The sequence below is a fragment of the Luteimonas sp. A478 genome, assembly GCF_054052025.1.
Genome location: NZ_JBSVRF010000002.1, coordinates 534603 through 551550, shown reverse-complemented (window position 1 = coordinate 551550; position 16948 = coordinate 534603). Strand labels below are relative to the sequence as shown.

Here is a 16948-nt window from a genome sequence, read left to right as displayed (position 1 = left end):
GGTTCTTGTCATGACCGCGCTGGAAAGCGCGGGCGCTGTTTTCCTGTGGCCGCTGCCGCCGCTACTGTGCGATGGCCGCCGCCCCGGGCCTGCGGGGATCAGCCGCGCCTTCGACCCGGCCGGGTTCGACCACCAGCATCTGGGTGCTGCCAATCGTCTGTCCGGATGAAGTGATGTGGCCGCGCGCTTCGAGCAGCCGCAGCGTATCCGGGCTCAGGCCGCGTTCGATCTGGAGCGCGCCGTCGCCGGACATGTGTTGATGCACCCGCGGTGCCATCGTGGCCTCGGCGACGTTCATGCCGAAATCGACCACGTTGATGATCGTCTGCACGATGGTTCCGGGGATGGTGTTGCCGCCTGGACTCCCCGTCACCAGCCATGGCTTGCCGTCGCGCACAAGCATCGTCGGCGCCATGCTGGAGACTGGCCGCCGTCCCGGCTCCATCGCATTGGGCGGCGCAGGCCGGCCCTCGCGCTGGGCATCCAGCTGCGCGCGCAACGAGAAGTTTCCGATCAGGTTGCCAAGCAGAAAGCCGGTTCCCCCGATCATCACCCCCGACCCGAAGTCGGCGCCGATGGTGTAGGTGTTGCTGACCACGTTGCCGTCGGCGTCGACCACCGAGAAGTGGGTGGTCTCCGGGCTTTCATGCGCCCACGGATCTCCCGCCTCCACGTCTGCCGCCGGCGTGGCGCGGTCCATCCTGACCAGGCCCGCGCGGCCGGCCGCGTACTGCTTGGCCACCAGCCCCCCGAGCGGTACCTGGAGGAAGCCGGTATCGCCGACATGGGTCAGCCGGTCACGCCAGGCAAGCTTGCTGGCCTCGGCGAACAGGTGCAGCGCATCGGCCGACCCCGCCCCCATCGATGGCAGGTCGAAATGCTCGAGGACGTTGAGGGTGCCGACGATGCCCGCACCGCCACCGCTGGCGGGCGGCATGGTGACTACCTCCACGCCGCGATAGCTGCTGCGCAGCGCCGGGCGCTCGATCGCCTGGTATTGCATCAGGTCCTGCTTGCGAAGCAGCCCGCCGTGCTCGCGCATGCCCGCATCGAGGCGATCAGCGACCTGGCCCCGATAGAAATCATCCGCTCCATGTTCCGCGATCCGGCGCAGCGTCCAGGCCAGGTCGGACTGCACCAGCCGCTCGCCCGCACCCAGCGCCTCCCCGTCAGGGTGCAGGAACACCGCGGCCCCCGCCGTGCTGCGTGCCAGCCGCTCTTTGCCCCAGTCCAGCGCGAACGCCTCATCGGCGGTCAGCACGATGCCGTCCTCGGCCATCCTGATCGCCGGCTCCAGCAGCCGCTTCCACGGCAGGCGGCCATACTTTTCGTGGGCCAGTGCAAGGCCTGCCACCGTGCCCGGCACACCCGCGGCGCGGATGCCCGCCGAATGGCCGTCGAGCTGACCATCATCACCGACGTAGGCATCCAGAGTGGCCAGCGCCGGGGCCGCCGAACGGTAGTCGATGGCGGTATACCGACCCTCACCAGCCAGGTGAAGCAGCATGAATCCGTCACCGCCGACATTGCCTGCGCGCGGCAGGGTCACGGCCAGTACGAAGGCGGTGGCGACAGCGGCGTCCACCGCGTTGCCTCCCTCGCGCAGCACCTGTGCACCGGCCCGGCTGGCCGCATCGTTCTGGCTGACCACCATGCCGGCACTGCCCGTCTCCGGCTTGTGGATGGCTTCGTAATTGAGCAGCTGGCGGGTCTGCGCGGGCACCGCCAGCGACAGCGTCAACAGGCACCCGGCAACAAGCACAGCGCACTGGCGTGCGGCGTTCCAGACCATGCTTCCTCCTCCCAGGGCAGCGGCCACGTACCACCATGCATAGATTGCCGGCGGGTGTCCCCCACCAATCCTGGGGCAACGCATACCCCACGGTTATGGCATCCCATAACCGGAGGTTGTGCCCATGGGAAGGAAAATGAAGCCTGCTTGCCGCGGGCCGGGTTAGGCTTTGCACGCCGGCCTCTGGTTGCCGGAATCCGTATCCACCCACCAGCAGGAGATGGCCTGTTGTCCACTGCCACCCGGCGCCTGACGCTTGCATGCACAGCGCTCGCGGGCGTGATGCTTGCGGCGTGCATCCACCAGCCCACGCTGCAGCCGGCACAGCCGGTCGCACCGCGCAGCGCTGGAACGGTGAGCAGCGCCCATCCGCTCGCCTCGCAGGCGGGGATGGAGGTGCTGGAACGCGGTGGCACCGCGATTGATGCCGCGATTGCGGTGCAGGCGATGCTCGGTCTCGTCGAGCCCCAGAGTTCCGGGCTGGCCGGGGGGGCGTTCCTGCTTCATTACCGGGCCCGTGACGGCCAGGTCGATGCCTACCTCGGGCGTGAGCGGGCCCCCTCGGGCGCGGGCCCCCTCCTGTTCCATGATCCCGCCGGAGACCTGCTGCCGCGATCGCAGGCGATGCTCACGGGCCGCGCCACCGGAGTGCCAGGCGTCCTGCCGGCCCTGGAAGCCGCACACGCCGACCACGGCAGGCTTGCCTGGTCGACGCTGTTTACGTCCGCGGCGGAAACGGCCGACCAGGGGTTCACTGTCACCCCGCGCCTCCAGCAGCACATCGAAGGCACGTTCCCGCAAGCCGCCGCTCCGGACGTGACCAGACTCTTCTCGCATCCCGACGGACGGAAGCTGCGCGCCGGCGACGTGATGCGCAACCCCGTCTATGCGCGCAGCCTGCAGGAAATCGCCACGCGCGGCGCAGCCGCACTGCAGACCGGGCCGCTGGCGCAGGCCATCCTCGACCGGATCAGCGAGCCCCCCGGTCCGTCGCCGATGCGCGCGGCGGACCTGGCCAGCTACCAGGCCGAAAAGGTCCAGCCGCTGTGCCGCGCCATCCGCGCCCACCTGGTCTGCGTGCCGCCGCCGCCCTCCAGCGGGGTCGGGCTGCTGCAACTCCTGCTGTTGCTGGAAGGGACCGATATCGCGCAGCGCCCGGCCAACGATCCGGCCGCCTGGCTCACCTTCGCCGAGGCCAGCCGGCTGATGTATGCCGATCGCGACCACTACGTGGGCGATCCGGGATTCGTCCAGGTCCCGATCGAAGGCATGCTCGACCCGGACTATCTCGACAGCCGCAGGCGCCTGCTTGGCCAGCACGCCGCGCCGGGGGCATTTGCGCCCGGCCTGCCCGCCGGCGCGCCTGCGAACGCTGAGGACCATACGGCCGAGCCGGCCGGCACCAGCCATTTCGTGGTGGTGGACGGCGAAGGCAACGCGGTCTCCATGACCACCACGATCGAATCGTATTTCGGCTCAGGCCGGGTCGCGGGCGGAATGCTGCTCAACAACCAGCTCACCGATTTCTCCTGGCAGCCGGGCGCGGCAGCGGCCAATGCCATCGCGCCTGCAAAACGCCCCCGCTCATCCATGTCTCCGGTCATCGTGCTCGACGGCGACGGCAATTTTGCCGGCGCCATCGGCTCGCCGGGCGGCAATGCGATTCCCGCATACATTGGCAAGACCCTGCTGGGATGGCTGTTCTGGGACATGCCCCTGGACGAGGCCATCGCCCTGCCCAACCTGGTGGCCCGGGGCGAGCGCTTTGATGGCGAGGCCGATGCCATGGCCCCCGCATTGCTGCTCGAATTGGAACGCCGGGGCGTAACGGTACGGGCCGGCAGCGGGGAAGATTCCGGCCTGCACGGCGTGCAGCTGCGCGCGGATGGCCTGCACGGCGCGGCCGATCCACGACGCGAGGGGGCCGTATTGGCCGCTCCAACGTCTGACAAGGGCACTCGTGATGCCAACATCCAACTCGACCTGTGATGTCACTGTCCTGGGGGCTGGCGTGGTCGGCATGGCCACGGCCTGGGCAGCCGCCCAGCGCGGCCTGTCGGTGGAAATCGTGGACCGCGCATCCGGACCGGCGCAGGGGGCATCGTTCGCCAACGGCGCCCAGCTCAGCTACGCCTACACGGACGCCATGGCAGGCCCATCCCTGTGGAAGCAGATCCCCGGACTGCTGACCGGCAGTGACCCCGCTTTCCGGCTCCGGCTGACGGGCAATCCGTCCATCTGGCGCTGGGGCGTCTCGTTGCTGGCCAACGCCACCAGCCGGCAGCTGCGGCGCAATACGCTGCACACCCTGCATCTGGCCCAGGCATCGCAGAAGGCCATGCAGTCGTTGCTGGAGCTGCATCCATTCGATTTCCAGCACCGGGTGGCCGGCAAGCTGCACCTGTATTTCAGCGACGCTGCGCTGCAGGCAGGTGCGGCGATGCTGGAACTGAAGCGTCCCTACGGGGTGAAACAGCAGCTGCTGGCGCCACGCGAAGCCGTCGCAATCGAGCCGGCACTGGCACAGGTGCCCGGTATCCGGGGCGTGGTGTACTCCCCGGAGGAGGCCGTTGGCGATCCATGGCGTTTTTCCGCGGGGCTGCTGGACACCATGTGTGGCCGGTACCCCGTGCAGACCCGTTTCGGGTTCGATATCGAATCGATCCAGCGCCGCGGCCCGCACTGGATGTTGCACTCGCGCGACGGTGATGTGGCTCATGCACGGCGGCTGATCGTGTGCACCGGCGTGGAAAGCGTTGCGCTGCTGCGTCAACTCGGCATCCGCGCGCCGCTGATGTCGATCAAGGGCTACTCGCTTACCGCCCCCTGCGGCCCCCTGGCACCGACCGCCAGCATTACCGATACGGCGCGCAAACTGGTGTTCTGCCGGCTCGGCAACAACATGCGCATCGCCGGCATGGCGGATATCAACGACTGGGACCCCGCCGTTTCAAACGCGCGGTTTGAACAGTTTCTCGCATTGGCCCGCCAGTCGCTGCCCGAGGCCGCCGACTACTCCAGGATCCTGGATCGCTGGGCCGGACTGCGCCCGTCCACACCGGACTCCGTTCCGATCATCGCCAACGTCCGCGAGGGCCTGACCTGCAATATCGGACACGGCATGTTCGGCTGGACGCTTGCCATGGGCAGCGCGGAACGGGCGGTGGCGCTTGCCCTGGGAGAAGACGGCGCCGGGGCGTGGCCAAGCTGAAGCCCATGCCCTAACCTGCCTTCATGCGCCTTCGTCATATTGAAGTTTTCTATGCGGTTTACACCGCGGGCTCGATCAGCGCAGCGGCCCGAACGCTGCATGTCTCCCAGCCATCGGTGAGCAAGGTGCTCCAGCATGCCCAGAGCCAGCTGGGCTTTGAGCTGTTTACCCGGGTGCGCGGCCGGCTGGTGGCCACCGATGAAGCACATACGCTGTTCGAAGAGGTCAAGGTGATCTTCGAGCGGATGGCCTCCCTGCGCAAAACCATTTCCAATATCCGCAATATGGATGGCGGCCACCTGCGCCTGGCAGTGGTGCCGTCACTGGGGCTGTACATTGCGCCAAGCGCCATTGCCCGCTACCGGAAGCGCTTCCCGCAGGTGACGTTCGATGTCCAGACCCTGCACCACAGCGATGTCTTCCAGGCCCTGTACGAACGCGAGTGCGACATTGCCTTCGCCTACATGCCCCCCATGCACCCCCGCATGCAGCGCCGGCGGCTGGGCAAGGGGGAGCTGGTACTCCTGTATGACCGCGCTTCGCTGGCCAACCCGGAAGCGCGCGTTCCCATCACGCGCCTGGCCGGCCGCGACATGGTCGGGCTGGCCAACAGCGGACCGCTGAGCGACCTCGTCGAACGTGAGCTGGAAGCCCAGCAAGTCACCCTTCGCGAAGTGGTATCCAACCAGACCTATTACCTGGCCGCTGCGCTGACCCGGTGCGGTGCCGGCATGAGCATCATCGACGAGTTCACCGCCCGGGCGATCGCTGGCGCAGAGCTGGAGTTCCGCCCACTGGATCCTGCCATCCGGTTCGAGATCGAGTGCGTGTACCTGGAAGACAGGCCTCCTTCGCACCTGGCGGAAGCCTTCATTGAAGAATTCCGGGCATCGCTCAAGGCCGCGAAAGGCCGGGGCGCCGCAGAGCCTTCGGTCCGGACCTGAAGGGCACGGAGATGACAGCCCTCAGCGCGGCCGCGATCCGCCCGGGCGCTTGCCCGGCGGCCCGCTCGCGCGGCGCTGCAGCAGCGTCTCCGCAGCCGTGGCCAGCTCGTCGCGCAGCTTCAGGTAATTCCTCAGCCGGCCGGCGTCGATCCGCCCGGCCTGCAGCGCCTCGCGGATTGCGCAGCCGGGCTCCTGGTCATGTTGGCAATCACGGAAGCGGCACTGCTCGGCCAAGGTTTCGATCTCGGTGAACCCGCCATCGGCCAGGCGCTCTTCGCCGGTGGGCTTGAGCTCGCGCATGCCCGGGGTGTCGATCAGGCACGCGCCCGAGGCCAGCGGGATCAACGTGCGCCAGGTGGTGGTATGGCGGCCGCGCGAATCGCTCTCGCGCACCGCGGCGGTCTTCATCCGCTCCTCGCCGACCAGGGTGTTGGCCAGGGTGGACTTGCCCGCGCCGGAGCTGCCGACCAGCGCGGCGGTCACGCCCGGACGCAGCCAGGGCAACAGCGCATTGACGCTGGCCGGATCGCGCGTATCCAGCGCCAACGCCGGCACGTCATCACCGAGGGTGGCGGCGAGCGCGGCGAGCGCGACATCCACGTCGGTTTCCGGCAGGTCGGCCTTGGTCAGTATCACCACCGGCTGCACCCCGGCGCCGCGGACCAGCAGCAGGTAGCGCTCGATGCGGCGCGGGTTGAAATCGCCGTCCAGGCCGGTCACCACCATCACCACATCGACGTTGGCGGCGATCGGCTGCTGGCGGTAGTGCTCCCCGGCGGCCGCGCGCTTGATCAGGCTGCGCCGCGGCAGCAGGGCCACGATCCGGCTCTCTTCCAGCAACACCCAGTCCCCGACTGCCGCCCGCCCTTGCGACGGAAAGCGCGGCAGCTGCCATTCGGGCAGGGACTCCACCACAGCGGCCGGCCCGAGGCCATCGGTGGCCAGGTAGCCGGTGCGGTGCTGTTCAACGATGCGGGCCGGACGGGCCTGGGGGTGTTCCGCCATCAGCCCGGCCCAGGCCTCCGGCAGCGGTTCGCCGACGGCGGGCCAGCCAATCGCACGCAGCGCGGCCTGGTCCGCCTCGGCGGCGCCAGGGGTCACGCGGAAGCGGTCGAGGTCAGCATGCGGCGATTCTATCGCGCATGCGGACCGCCCAGCGTCCCGCGCAGGCACATTGCCACTTATGCTGGCGTCCTTTGAACGGAGGCAGTCATGACCGGACCCGCACCGGACCGCCCGCTGCGCTATCTGGCGCTGGGCGATTCCTACACCGTTGGTGAAGACGTCGATCCCGCGCAGTCGTGGCCGGCGCAGCTGGTGCGCGCGCTCGGGGCCGAGGGCATCGCGGTGGACGGGCCACGGATCATCGCCACCACCGGCTGGACCACCGACGAGCTGGACGCGGCCATCGACGCCGCAGCGCCGGCGCAGGATCACGACCTGGTCAGCCTGCTGATCGGGGTCAACAACCAGTACCGCGGCCACAGCGTGGAAGAGTACGCAGCGCAGTTTGCCGCCCTGCTGGATCGGGCGGTGGGATTCGCGGGCGGAGATCGGGCAAGAGTGTTCGTGCTGTCCATTCCCGACTGGGGCGTGACCCCGTTTGCCGCCGCCTCGGGACGCGACACTGAAGCGGTCGCCACGGACATCGATGCTTTCAACGCCGCTGCCGCCGGCCGCTGCCGCGAGCTGGGCGTGGCCTTCATCGACATCACGCCGGTCAGCCGCGCCCGCGGTGCGGAGCCGGAAATGATCGCCCCTGACGGACTGCATCCTTCCGCTCGCATGTACGCGCAGTGGACCCGCCTTGCGCTGCCGGTGGTGCTTCGCCTGCTGGCCCGGCCCGGGCTGAATGACCAGGCCGGCCCGGGGCACATTGACGCCTGATTCAGGCATGTTAGGTTGTCGCCCGTTCCTTTACCGGCCCCACCGGATGTCCCCTGCCCCCGCCGACGCCGTGCTCGACGCCCACGCATTGTCATCGCTGCGGCCGTTGGACGGTGCGCGCAGCCGCAGGATTGCGAAGGCCTTTGCTCCCAGGCGCCTGCTTGGCAATCGGCACGATTACTTCTACACCCTGATCAAGCTGCGCAGCGACCCGCTTTATCCGGGTGTGCTGGCGGCCCTGCGCGGCACCAAGGCGCCGGTCCTGGACCTGGGCTGCGGACTGGGCCTGCTGTCCCATGCGCTGCGCCAGGATGGCCAGTCCATTGTCTATCGCGGGGTGGATATCGATGCGGACAAGATCGCCCGCGGGGCCCGCGTGGCCGCCGACTGCAGCCTGCGCGATGTGCGTCTGGAAGTGATGGACGTCGGCGCGGAAACTCCGAAACACTGCGGCAGCGTGACCATCCTGGACGTGCTCCAGTTCCTGGATCCGGAGGCGCAGCGGGCCCTGCTGACCAAGGCGGCTCCCATGATTGCCCCGCGCGGACGACTGGTGATCCGCACCGGCCTGCTGGACGAGAGCGGCCGCAGCCGCACCAGCCGGATGAGCGACCGGTTCGCCAACCTGGTGGGCTGGATGCAGGAGCGCCCGCGCCACCACCCGACCCTGGATGGCCTGCGCGGAATCCTGGAAGCCGCCGGGCTCAAGGTGTCGGCCGCACCCCTTTACGGCAGCACGCCGTTCAACAACTGGCTGCTGGTGGCCACTCCCGCATCCCCCGGTCGCTGCACAGCACTTCCGGACGGCTGAACCGGATACGGGGCTTGCAGTACGATCAGCCCAGGCCTCCGCGTCGAAGGCGGAGGCTGCAGTTGCTGCATCCACTCCGCCACCGAGGACAGCACGATGACCGACGCCAGCCATCTCCCCCTGACCCTTTACAACGCCAACCTGCAGCTGTGGCTGCGGATCGGCCAGCTGCTTGAAGACAACCGCGGGCAGTGGATGGAACTGCTCCGCCGCGGATTGCAGGACCGCCTGGCGGAAGCGGGCGGGGAAGCCGCGCGCCTGCAGGCCGGCGACTGGTCGGCGCTGGCAATGTTGCCGGGCAGCGCGCTCTGGCACCTGGCCGAACGCCAAGCCAGCGACATGCAGGCATTGGCCCAGTCGGCCAGCGACCACCAGGCCACCTTCGTCGACGGTTTCCAGCAGGCGCTGACCGAATGGCAGCAGACCACCACGGCCGCCCTGGAAGACACCACCGCCGACACCGCCCATTCCGCAGGGCCTCTTGATGCATTGCGCAAGGTGCTGGACCAGCTTTCGGAAGTCATGATGCCGGCCACAACCGGACCCGCGGTAACCGCGACCGCGCCGGCCCGGAAACCCGCCCGGCGGACGGCAGCAAGGACGACGCCGGCACCCGAGGCCCGGCCTGCCGCGAAGGCGCCCCGCAAAGCGGCGAAGAAGGCCGCCAAGCGCGCAGCCAGCAAAGCGGTAAAAAAGGCAGCGGTAAAAAAGGCGCCCGCCCGCAAGAAGGCCGCAGCCAGCAAGAAAGCCGCTGCGGGCAAGGCGCCGGCCAGCAAGGCCGTGGCCAAAACTGCGGCGAAGAAAACCAGCGCCCGCAAAGCAGCCAAAAAGACCAGCCGCAACGGCGCGGCCAACTGATCCCGCCTAGGGCCCGCCGGCGGACAACTCTCCACCCCGCCTGGCGGCGTCCGCAAGCTGCGGCCGAAGTGCTGCCGCGCCGTCCAGATCTTCAGGCAGCACGGTGGACCAGTCTTCAACGCGCAGCCGCTCCAGCACCGCCGTAACTGTTTCCACGCTGCGTCCGTGCGATGCGCCCTCGTGCAGCAGCACGATTGCACCCGGTGCCAGATCCCGGCCGATATCCGCCGCCACCTTTGCCGGATCAGCGCGCACCGCATCAAAGCCGCGCGCATTCCACGCCACCCGCGCCAGGCCATTGGCCCGCAGCGGCGCGGCCACAAACGGATTGGTCATGCCCACCACCGAGCGGAACCAGCGCGGCGGCGCACCCGCCAGCTCGGTCAGGGTCCGCTGCGCCTGGTTGATCTCATGCGCCATCCGCTTTGGCCCCAGCGCCCAGAACCAGGCCTGCGGGTGGGTATGGCTGTGGTTTCCGATGCCGTGCCCGCGGCGTACGATCTCGGCCACCAGTTCCGGCCGCCGTGCCGCGCGTTCGCCCACCAGGAAGAAGGTGGCGCGGGCCCCGTGCTGGTCCAGCAGGTCAAGCAGCGCCAAGGTGTCGTCGGATGGCCCGTCATCGATGGTCAGCCAGACCGCCCGGCCGTTCACCGGCAACCGTGCCAGCACCGGCGCATACAGCCGCGCGCGGGGCATCAGCACGGCGGCCACGAACGGCAGGTGGCTGAGCAGCAGCAGCGGCAGTCCGATGCGCCAGCCCAGCGCCCACCATGCCAGGGCCACCAGCAGCTGCGACGGCAGGAACAGCGCCAGCCAGGCGTGCGGCCAGCGCGGCACGCGATGCAGTGTTCCCCGACCGTCCATGCGCGGATCATGCCACGGGCGTAAAATGGGCGGTTCCCCGTCGGAGTATTTTCTGCCATGAGCCTTGATCCCAGCCTGCGCACGCGCATCGACACCCTGCTCCAGGACAACCAGGTGGTGTTGTTCATGAAGGGCCGCCCGGAAATGCCGCAATGTGGATTCTCGGCCAAGGCCGCCGGCATCCTGCAGGGGCTGGAGGTCAAATTCGCCCACGTGGACGTGCTCAGCGATCCCGACATCCGCGAAGGCATCAAGGCCTACGGCAACTGGCCGACCATCCCGCAGCTCTACATCGGCGGCGAGTTGGTGGGCGGCAGCGACATCATCGAAGAAATGTCCGCCAGCGGTGAACTGAACGAGGCCCTGGGCCTGCCGCCGGTCGACCGCACCCCGCCCAAGGACGTCACCGTGACCCCTGCCGCTGCGGACATGCTGCGCAATGCGCTGGGCGAGGCCGGTCCCGACATGGCGCTGGCACTGAGCATCGACGCCCGCTTCCGTCCGAAGTTCGAGGTGGCCAAGGCCAGCCCGACCGCGATCGCGGTGGAAGCCGGTGGCCTGCGGATCCAGTTCGATCCGGCCAGCGCGCGCCGCGCCGACGGCATCACCATCGACTGGGTGGACGACATGCGCGGCAAGGGCCTGGCGATCGACAACCCGAACGCGCCCAAGCCGATGCAGCAGATCTCCCCGGCCGATGCCGACGCCAAGGTGCGCGCCGGCGAGCTGACCCTGGTGGACGTGCGCGGCGCTCCCGAGCGCGCCCACGCGTCGGTCAACGTGCCGCACGAGACGCTGGACGGCGACAGCCGTGCCAAGCTGGAGACGCTGCCCAAGGACACGGCGCTGGCGTTCCTGTGCCACACCGGCGGCAGCAGCCAGCAGGCCGTGGCCCACTTCACCGCCCTGGGCTTCACCAACATCTTCAACGTGGAAGGCGGCATCGAAGCCTGGGCCACGACCGTCGACACCTCGATCGCCCGCTACTGAGCCCCACCGTAGGAGCGCGCCATGCGCGCGAAGCCGCGTGAACCGGATCGGCGCGGTGGGGTTCCTTTACCGGCGCGGCGGCCGAAGCCCCGCGCCGTGGATTGATGTCACGCGGTTTCGCGCGCGTGGCGCGCTCCTACGAGGTTTCCCTGTCGTGCGAAACCTTCCCGATCAGAAACCGCCGCCGGCGTCCAACCAGGCCTGTTCTGCCGGCGTGCTGATGCGTCCCAGCGCGCGGTTGCGGTGCGGGAAGCGACCGAACTGCTCGATCACTTCCAGGTGCCGGACCGCGTAATCCAGCGAGTTGCCATCGCCCAGGGTGCGGAACAGCGCCACCGAGCGCTGCTGGTCGGCCATGACCTCCGAATGCTCGAAGGGCAGGTACATGAAGGCCCGCAGGGCCGGATCCACCTGCACGTCCAGGCCCGCTTCCGCCGCGCGGCCGGCGTAATGCAGGGCCAGGCCATCGGTGGCGAAGGCGTGGCCACTGCCCCGGAATACGTTGCGCGGGATCTGGTCGAGCAGGATCAACAGCGCCAGGGCGCCCTCGGCGTCATCCATCCACCGCTCATGCTCGCGCCTGGCGGCGGCCAGATGGGCGGTGAGGAAGCGTGATTCGCACTCGCGGTCGAATTCGTCGCCTCCGCGGAACCACTTCTGCATCCCGGCCTCGCGCCAGAAGCCCACTACTTCGCTGGCCGTCGTCATTGCACTGCTCCGTTGGAAAACATTGCCCCGCGCTCAGCGCGCGGGATGGTGTGCCCAGGCCGTAGTGCTGCCGTCTTCAGCCACCAGCTCGACGGTAAATGCCTGGCTGCGGCCATCGGGCATCTCCATGCCGGGCGATCCGAGCGGCATGCCCGGCAGGACCAGCCCGCGGGCACGCGGGCGCTCGTCCAGCAGCCGGCGGATGTCCTCGATCGGCACATGACCTTCGATGAGGTAGCCGTCGATGCTCGCCGTATGGCACGAGCCCTTGCCATACGGCACGCCCAGCTCCTGCTTGATCGGCCCCATGTCGGTCACGTCCACGGTTTCCACCGGAATCCCGGCCGCGTTGACGTGCTCGATCCAGACCACGCAGCAACCGCAGGACGGAGTCTTGTAGACGGTCATGGTCGGCCAACCGGCCATTGGTATGTCCGCATCCGCGTCCGCGGGCGGCGTCGTGGCCGTGGCCGTCGCTTCGGCCGGCGCTGCTGCAGCTGGCGGGTCTGCCGCTGTCGCCCCAGGCTCCGGCTCGGCGCATGCCGCCAGCGCAAGTGCGGCGACCGCCGCGGGGATCAGGATCCAGCCTTTGAAGTTCTTCATGTTGTCCATCCGCTTGCTCCCGTGCCGCTGCAAATCAGAACCGCAGGTGGCGCACGGACTTGCCCTTGCGCCGGATCAGGCGCAGCGCCTCGATCCCCACCTGAATGTGGTTCTCCACGTAATCCGCACTGACCACCGCGTCGCTGGCCTCGGTCTTCACCCCTTCCGGGATCATCGGCTGGTCGGATACCAGCAGCAGCGCGCCGCTCGGGATCCGGTTGGCAAAGCCGGCGGCGAAGATGGTGGCCGTTTCCATGTCGATGGCCATGCAGCGCAGCCGGCGCAGGTAGTCCTTGAACGCTTCGTCGTGCTCCCAGACCCGGCGGTTGGTGGTATAGACGGTGCCGGTCCAGTAATCGTGGTCGAGGTCGCGGATCATCGTGGACACCGCACGCTGCAGGGCGAACGCCGGCAGCGCCGGCACCTCGGCGGGCAGATAGTCGTTGCTGGTGCCCTCGCCGCGGATCGCCGCGATCGGCAGAATCAGGTCGCCCAGCTGGTTCTTCCTCTTCAGCCCGCCGCACTTGCCCAGAAACAGCACCGCCTTGGGCATCACCGCCGACAGCAGGTCCATCAGGGTGGCGGCGTTGGGACTGCCCATGCCGAAGTTGATCATGGTGATGCCGTCGGCAGTGGCGCTGGGCATCGGCCGGTCCAGGCCCACGATGGGCGCGCCGGTCAGCCGGCTGAAGTGGTCCAGGTAGCCGCCGAAGTTGGTCAGCAGGATGTGCTGGCCGAACTCGGCCAGCGGCACGCCGGTGTATCGCGGCAGCCAGTTTTCAACAATCTGTTCTTTTTCTTTCATCCGGCCATTCTGCCATGGCATGACTTCAGTCACGTTGGCAGGCCGGGGGCCCCGGGATAGCTTGCATGGCTGGATCATCATCACTGGGGAACCACCATGTTGCGACCACTGACCGCCGCGCTCGCCGCGGTCCTGCTTGCCCTGCCCGCTGCGGCCGGGGCCAACGAGGGGGCCAAGGTTCCCCGCTTTGCCGAAGACCCGTACACCAGCACTTATGCGCCGGTCGCGGCGGCACCGGTACTGATCCAGGGCGCCACCGTGCTGACCGGCACCGGCGAGCGCCTGGAAGGCGCCGACGTGCTGATGGAAGGCGGGCGCATCACCGCCGTGGGCCAGGGTTTGGCTGCCCCGGAGGGCGCGGTGCAGGTGGATGGCACCGGCAAGTGGGTGACCCCGGGCCTGATCGACGTGCACTCGCACCTGGGCGTGTACCCCAGCCCCGGCGTCCGCGCGCACAGCGACGGCAACGAAATGACCGGCGCGGTCACCGCGCACGTGTGGGCCGAACACTCGGTGTGGCCGCAGGATCCGGGCTTTGGCGCGGCCCTGGCCGGAGGTGTGACCTCGCTGCAGATCCTGCCCGGTTCGGCCAACCTGGTGGGCGGGCGCGGCGTGACCCTCAAGAACGTCGCTTCCACCACGGTGCAGGAGATGAAGTTCCCCGGCGCCCCCCACGGCCTGAAGATGGCCTGCGGTGAGAATCCCAAGCGGGTCTACGGCCAGCGCGGCGGCCCGGCCACGCGCATGGGCAACATGGCCGGCTACCGCGCCGCCTTCATCGATGCCGCCGAGTACCTGGGCAAGCATGATGACTCCGGCGGGCAGTCCAGCCGGCGCGGGCGTGATTCCTCCAATGGCAACGGCCCCGGCAAGCGTGACCTCAAGCTGGACACTCTGGCCGGCGCGATCAACGGCGACGTGCTGGTGCACATCCACTGCTACCGCGCCGACGAGATCGCCCAGATGATGGACCTGGCCGAGGAGTTCAACTTCCAGGTCGCCGCGATCCACCACGGCGTGGAGGCCTACAAGCTGGCCGACGAACTGGCCCAGGCCAACACCTGCGCCGCGCTGTGGGCCGACTGGTGGGGCTTCAAGATGGAAGCGCTGGACGGCATCCAGGAGAACATCGCCCTGGTCGACCGGCCGGAAGGCAGCTGCGCGATCGTGCATTCGGATTCGGCCGAGGGCATCCAGCGCCTCAACCAGGAGACGGCCAAGGTCATCGCCAGCGCGCGCCGCGCCGGCATGGACATCACCCCTGAGCGCGCGATCCGCTGGCTGACCGCCAACCCGGCCCGCTCCATGGGCATCCTCGACCAGACCGGCACGCTCGAGGCCGGCAAGATGGCCGACGTGGTGCTGTGGAACGGCAACCCCTTCAGCTCCTACGCCCTGGCCGAACACGTGTGGATCGACGGCGCCCTGCTCTATGACCGCGCCAACCCGGCATTGCAGCCGGTGACCGATTTCAGCCTTGGATTCGGCGTTGAAGGAGGTGCCCGATGAGCCGCCGCAGCTTCCGCCTCCGCGCGCTTGCCACCGCCGTGCTGGCGCTGGGCCTGTCGGTGCCGGCGTTTGCCCAGGACCTGCTGATCCGCAACGCCACCGTGCACACCGCAACCGAGCGCGGCACCCTGCAGAACACCGACGTGATGGTGCGCGGCGGGCGCATTGCCGGCATTGGCACGGGCTTGGCCGCAGACGGCGTACGCACCGTCGATGCACAGGGCAAGCCGCTGACCCCGGCCCTGTTCGGCGGCATCACCGGCATCGGTGTGGAAGAGGTCTCGGGCGAGGACAGCGCGCGCGACAACTCGCTGGCCCTGGGCGATGGCGCCAAGGCCATGGTGGTGCGGCCCGAGTTCGACGTGACCCTGGCCTACAACCCCGATTCGATGCTGATCCCGGTCAGCACCTATGAGGGCATCGGCTTCACCCTGGTCAGCCCCGGCACCGCTGCCGGCGGCTCGATCATCGGTGGACAGGGTGCGGTGTTCCGGCTGGATGGTGATCCGGATCCGGCCGGGCCGAAGGTGCTGGCCCTGCGCCTTGGCGCACGCGCGTCGAGCCTGTCCGGCAGCTCGCGCGCCGGGCAGTGGATGCTGCTGGACCAGCTGATCGACGAGGCCCGTGGCCGCATCCCGGCCGACTCGCACGCGGCCCTGCTGACGCCGGCGGGCCGCACCACCCTGACCGGCTTCCTGGACGGCAACGGCCGCATCGTGGTGGGCGTGGACCGCGCCGCCGACATCCGCCAGCTGCTGCGCTGGGCACGCCGCCATGGCGTCAATATCGCCATCAGCGGTGGCTCCGAGGCGTGGCGCCTGGCTCCACAGCTGGCCGCGGCCAATGTGCCGGTGTTCGTCGACCCGCTGGACAACCTGCCGTCCGGCTTCGACCAGATCGCGGCCACGCTTGAGAACGCTGCACGCCTGCGCGCAGCCGGTGTCCAAGTGGGTTTCACCCAGTCGGGTGACGCCTCGCACAACGCGCGCAAGGTGCGCCAGCTGGCCGGCAACGCAGTGGCCCACGGCCTGCCCTGGGATGACGGCCTGGCCGGCCTGACCCGGGTGCCTGCCGAAGCGTTTGGCGTGGCCGACCAGATCGGCACGATCGAAGTGGGCAAGCGCGCCGACCTCGCCCTGTGGACCGGCGACCCGCTGGATGTGGCCCATACCGCCGAGCAGGTGTGGTTCAACGGCGCGCCGATCCAGATGCGTTCGCGCCAGACCGAGCTGCGCGACCGCTACCTGCATCGTCCCGCGCCGCGCGCCGAGGGCGGCCTGCCCCGGGCCTACCCGCAGCGCTGATACAACCCTGCCAGCCCGGCCTTGATTGCAATCAAGGCCGGGCTTCTTCTTCCTGCCGATGATCGGGTCTGCACAGGCAGAAGGAGGAAATGGAATGCATCCGATTCTGGTTGAACTGCTGGCCCGTCCCGTCGGCTGGCTGACCATTGGGGGAATGCTGATCATGATCGGACTGGCGGCCGGGGTTCCGCTGTTCATCAGGCACCGCGAGAAGATCGATGCCGCGGAAGCGGAGCGCAACCGCAGGCCCTGAGGCATCGCAACGCCACGGCCACGCTGAACCGGGCAAACTGGTGGCCCCGACACCGAGGATTGCCCATGGCCGTATACGACATCCGGATCCCCGACACCTCGCGACTGGACCAGGCGGGCCAATTCGCGCTTGATTCCCGCGGGCCGGAAGGCATTGCCACCGAGCTGCAGGACGCCCTGCGTGGCACCGCTCTGTTTGAACGCTGGCGTCAGACCCAGGAAGAGCCGGATGAAGTGGATCCCGCCCTGGGGGTGGTGGATCCGCAGACCACGGTCAAGGGTCGTCAGCGCAACCTTGGGGTCGACCTGGTGGTGGAGACCACCATCCCGGGCGACCTCCTCCGCCATCGCCTCAGCCTGCTGGCCGGCAAGGCGTGGGAACTGCGCGACGTACGCTGACGGAGCGCATT

16 protein-coding genes and 1 pseudogene are annotated in these 16948 nt (G+C 68.8%); 11 read left to right on the top strand and 6 right to left on the bottom strand.

Annotated elements, in window-relative coordinates; all coding sequences use genetic code 11:
• Window positions 1-61: 61 nt before the first annotated feature.
• A complete protein-coding gene (gene ggt / locus ACW7G3_RS06180; RefSeq protein ID WP_456975385.1) occupies window positions 62-1792 on the bottom strand; it encodes a gamma-glutamyltransferase in 1731 nt (576 codons plus the stop codon).
• Window positions 1793-2020: 228 nt separating this feature from the next.
• Here ggt and ACW7G3_RS06175 point away from each other — a divergent pair, with 228 nt between their 5' ends.
• The 3 genes from ACW7G3_RS06175 to ACW7G3_RS06165 are packed head-to-tail and all read left to right on the top strand — an operon-like array spanning window position 2021 to window position 5947.
• Entirely contained in the window at window positions 2021-3781 is a 1761-nt protein-coding gene (locus ACW7G3_RS06175; RefSeq protein ID WP_456981740.1) for a gamma-glutamyltransferase family protein, read from the top strand.
• Window positions 3756-5003, top strand: a complete 1248-nt coding sequence (locus ACW7G3_RS06170; protein WP_456981739.1) for an FAD-dependent oxidoreductase — start codon at window positions 3756-3758, stop codon at window positions 5001-5003. The genes ACW7G3_RS06175 and ACW7G3_RS06170 overlap by 26 nt, the downstream gene beginning before the upstream one ends.
• A gap of 23 nt (window positions 5004-5026) precedes the next feature.
• Entirely contained in the window at window positions 5027-5947 is a 921-nt protein-coding gene (locus tag ACW7G3_RS06165) for a LysR family transcriptional regulator (protein WP_456975391.1), read from the top strand.
• A 21-nt stretch (window positions 5948-5968) separates the two neighbouring features.
• Here ACW7G3_RS06165 and rsgA read toward each other — a convergent pair whose 3' ends face one another.
• A complete protein-coding gene (rsgA, locus tag ACW7G3_RS06160) occupies window positions 5969-7048 on the bottom strand; it encodes a ribosome small subunit-dependent GTPase A (protein ID WP_456981738.1) in 1080 nt (359 codons plus the stop codon).
• A gap of 111 nt (window positions 7049-7159) precedes the next feature.
• Here rsgA and ACW7G3_RS06155 point away from each other — a divergent pair, with 111 nt between their 5' ends.
• From ACW7G3_RS06155 to ACW7G3_RS06145, 3 genes are all read left to right on the top strand, one after another.
• Window positions 7160-7834, top strand: a complete 675-nt coding sequence (locus ACW7G3_RS06155) for an SGNH/GDSL hydrolase family protein (protein WP_456981737.1) — start codon at window positions 7160-7162, stop codon at window positions 7832-7834.
• Between the two features lie 46 nt (window positions 7835-7880).
• A complete protein-coding gene (locus ACW7G3_RS06150) occupies window positions 7881-8645 on the top strand; it encodes a methyltransferase domain-containing protein (RefSeq protein ID WP_456981736.1) in 765 nt (254 codons plus the stop codon).
• A 96-nt stretch (window positions 8646-8741) separates the two neighbouring features.
• Entirely contained in the window at window positions 8742-9503 is a 762-nt protein-coding gene (locus ACW7G3_RS06145; RefSeq protein WP_456981735.1) for a hypothetical protein, read from the top strand.
• A gap of 120 nt (window positions 9504-9623) precedes the next feature.
• Here the strand turns inward: ACW7G3_RS06145 and ACW7G3_RS06140 are convergent.
• A pseudogene (locus ACW7G3_RS06140) lies at window positions 9624-10367 on the bottom strand (polysaccharide deacetylase family protein); the annotation flags it as partial.
• A gap of 57 nt (window positions 10368-10424) precedes the next feature.
• Between ACW7G3_RS06140 and grxD the strand changes: the two are divergent.
• Window positions 10425-11357 (top strand): Grx4 family monothiol glutaredoxin, encoded by a 933-nt coding sequence (grxD, locus tag ACW7G3_RS06135; RefSeq protein ID WP_456981734.1) that lies wholly within the window; start codon window positions 10425-10427, stop codon window positions 11355-11357.
• A 171-nt stretch (window positions 11358-11528) separates the two neighbouring features.
• Here grxD and ACW7G3_RS06130 read toward each other — a convergent pair whose 3' ends face one another.
• The 3 genes from ACW7G3_RS06130 to ACW7G3_RS06120 are packed head-to-tail and all read right to left on the bottom strand — an operon-like array spanning window position 11529 to window position 13473.
• The gene (locus ACW7G3_RS06130; RefSeq protein ID WP_456981733.1) at window positions 11529-12065 is read right to left on the bottom strand and encodes a DUF924 family protein; all 537 of its coding nucleotides are present in this window, start codon (window positions 12063-12065) and stop codon (window positions 11529-11531) included.
• 33 nt (window positions 12066-12098) lie between these two features.
• Window positions 12099-12668, bottom strand: coding sequence for a DUF411 domain-containing protein (locus tag ACW7G3_RS06125; RefSeq protein ID WP_456981732.1), 570 nt, complete (start codon window positions 12666-12668; stop codon window positions 12099-12101).
• Window positions 12669-12702: 34 nt separating this feature from the next.
• A complete protein-coding gene (locus tag ACW7G3_RS06120; RefSeq protein WP_456981731.1) occupies window positions 12703-13473 on the bottom strand; it encodes an AMP nucleosidase in 771 nt (256 codons plus the stop codon).
• A gap of 96 nt (window positions 13474-13569) precedes the next feature.
• Between ACW7G3_RS06120 and ACW7G3_RS06115 the strand changes: the two genes are divergently transcribed.
• From ACW7G3_RS06115 to ACW7G3_RS06100, 4 genes are all read left to right on the top strand, one after another.
• Entirely contained in the window at window positions 13570-14982 is a 1413-nt protein-coding gene (locus ACW7G3_RS06115) for an amidohydrolase (RefSeq protein ID WP_456981730.1), read from the top strand.
• A complete protein-coding gene (locus tag ACW7G3_RS06110) occupies window positions 14979-16286 on the top strand; it encodes an amidohydrolase family protein (RefSeq protein WP_456981729.1) in 1308 nt (435 codons plus the stop codon). The genes ACW7G3_RS06115 and ACW7G3_RS06110 overlap by 4 nt, the downstream gene beginning before the upstream one ends.
• 94 nt (window positions 16287-16380) lie before the next feature.
• Window positions 16381-16539, top strand: coding sequence for a hypothetical protein (locus ACW7G3_RS06105; protein WP_456981728.1), 159 nt, complete (start codon window positions 16381-16383; stop codon window positions 16537-16539).
• 65 nt (window positions 16540-16604) lie between these two features.
• Window positions 16605-16937 (top strand): hypothetical protein, encoded by a 333-nt coding sequence (locus ACW7G3_RS06100; protein ID WP_456981727.1) that lies wholly within the window; start codon window positions 16605-16607, stop codon window positions 16935-16937.
• Window positions 16938-16948 lie beyond the last annotated feature (11 nt).

What these genes read in the sequence shown, in the direction of transcription:
- ggt (WP_456975385.1), bottom strand. Translation starts at nt 1,792, where the DNA reads ATGGTCTGGAACGCCGCACGCCAGTGCGCTGTGCTTGTTGCCGGGTGC.
- ACW7G3_RS06170 (WP_456981739.1), top strand. Translation starts at nt 3,756, where the DNA reads ATGCCAACATCCAACTCGACCTGTGATGTCACTGTCCTGGGGGCTGGC.
- ACW7G3_RS06165 (WP_456975391.1), top strand. Translation starts at nt 5,027, where the DNA reads ATGCGCCTTCGTCATATTGAAGTTTTCTATGCGGTTTACACCGCGGGC.
- ACW7G3_RS06155 (WP_456981737.1), top strand. Translation starts at nt 7,160, where the DNA reads ATGACCGGACCCGCACCGGACCGCCCGCTGCGCTATCTGGCGCTGGGC.
- ACW7G3_RS06150 (WP_456981736.1), top strand. Translation starts at nt 7,881, where the DNA reads ATGTCCCCTGCCCCCGCCGACGCCGTGCTCGACGCCCACGCATTGTCA.
- ACW7G3_RS06145 (WP_456981735.1), top strand. Translation starts at nt 8,742, where the DNA reads ATGACCGACGCCAGCCATCTCCCCCTGACCCTTTACAACGCCAACCTG.
- grxD (WP_456981734.1), top strand. Translation starts at nt 10,425, where the DNA reads ATGAGCCTTGATCCCAGCCTGCGCACGCGCATCGACACCCTGCTCCAG.
- ACW7G3_RS06130 (WP_456981733.1), bottom strand. Translation starts at nt 12,065, where the DNA reads ATGACGACGGCCAGCGAAGTAGTGGGCTTCTGGCGCGAGGCCGGGATG.
- ACW7G3_RS06125 (WP_456981732.1), bottom strand. Translation starts at nt 12,668, where the DNA reads ATGAAGAACTTCAAAGGCTGGATCCTGATCCCCGCGGCGGTCGCCGCA.
- ACW7G3_RS06120 (WP_456981731.1), bottom strand. Translation starts at nt 13,473, where the DNA reads ATGAAAGAAAAAGAACAGATTGTTGAAAACTGGCTGCCGCGATACACC.
- ACW7G3_RS06115 (WP_456981730.1), top strand. Translation starts at nt 13,570, where the DNA reads ATGTTGCGACCACTGACCGCCGCGCTCGCCGCGGTCCTGCTTGCCCTG.
- ACW7G3_RS06110 (WP_456981729.1), top strand. Translation starts at nt 14,979, where the DNA reads ATGAGCCGCCGCAGCTTCCGCCTCCGCGCGCTTGCCACCGCCGTGCTG.
- ACW7G3_RS06105 (WP_456981728.1), top strand. Translation starts at nt 16,381, where the DNA reads ATGCATCCGATTCTGGTTGAACTGCTGGCCCGTCCCGTCGGCTGGCTG.
- ACW7G3_RS06100 (WP_456981727.1), top strand. Translation starts at nt 16,605, where the DNA reads ATGGCCGTATACGACATCCGGATCCCCGACACCTCGCGACTGGACCAG.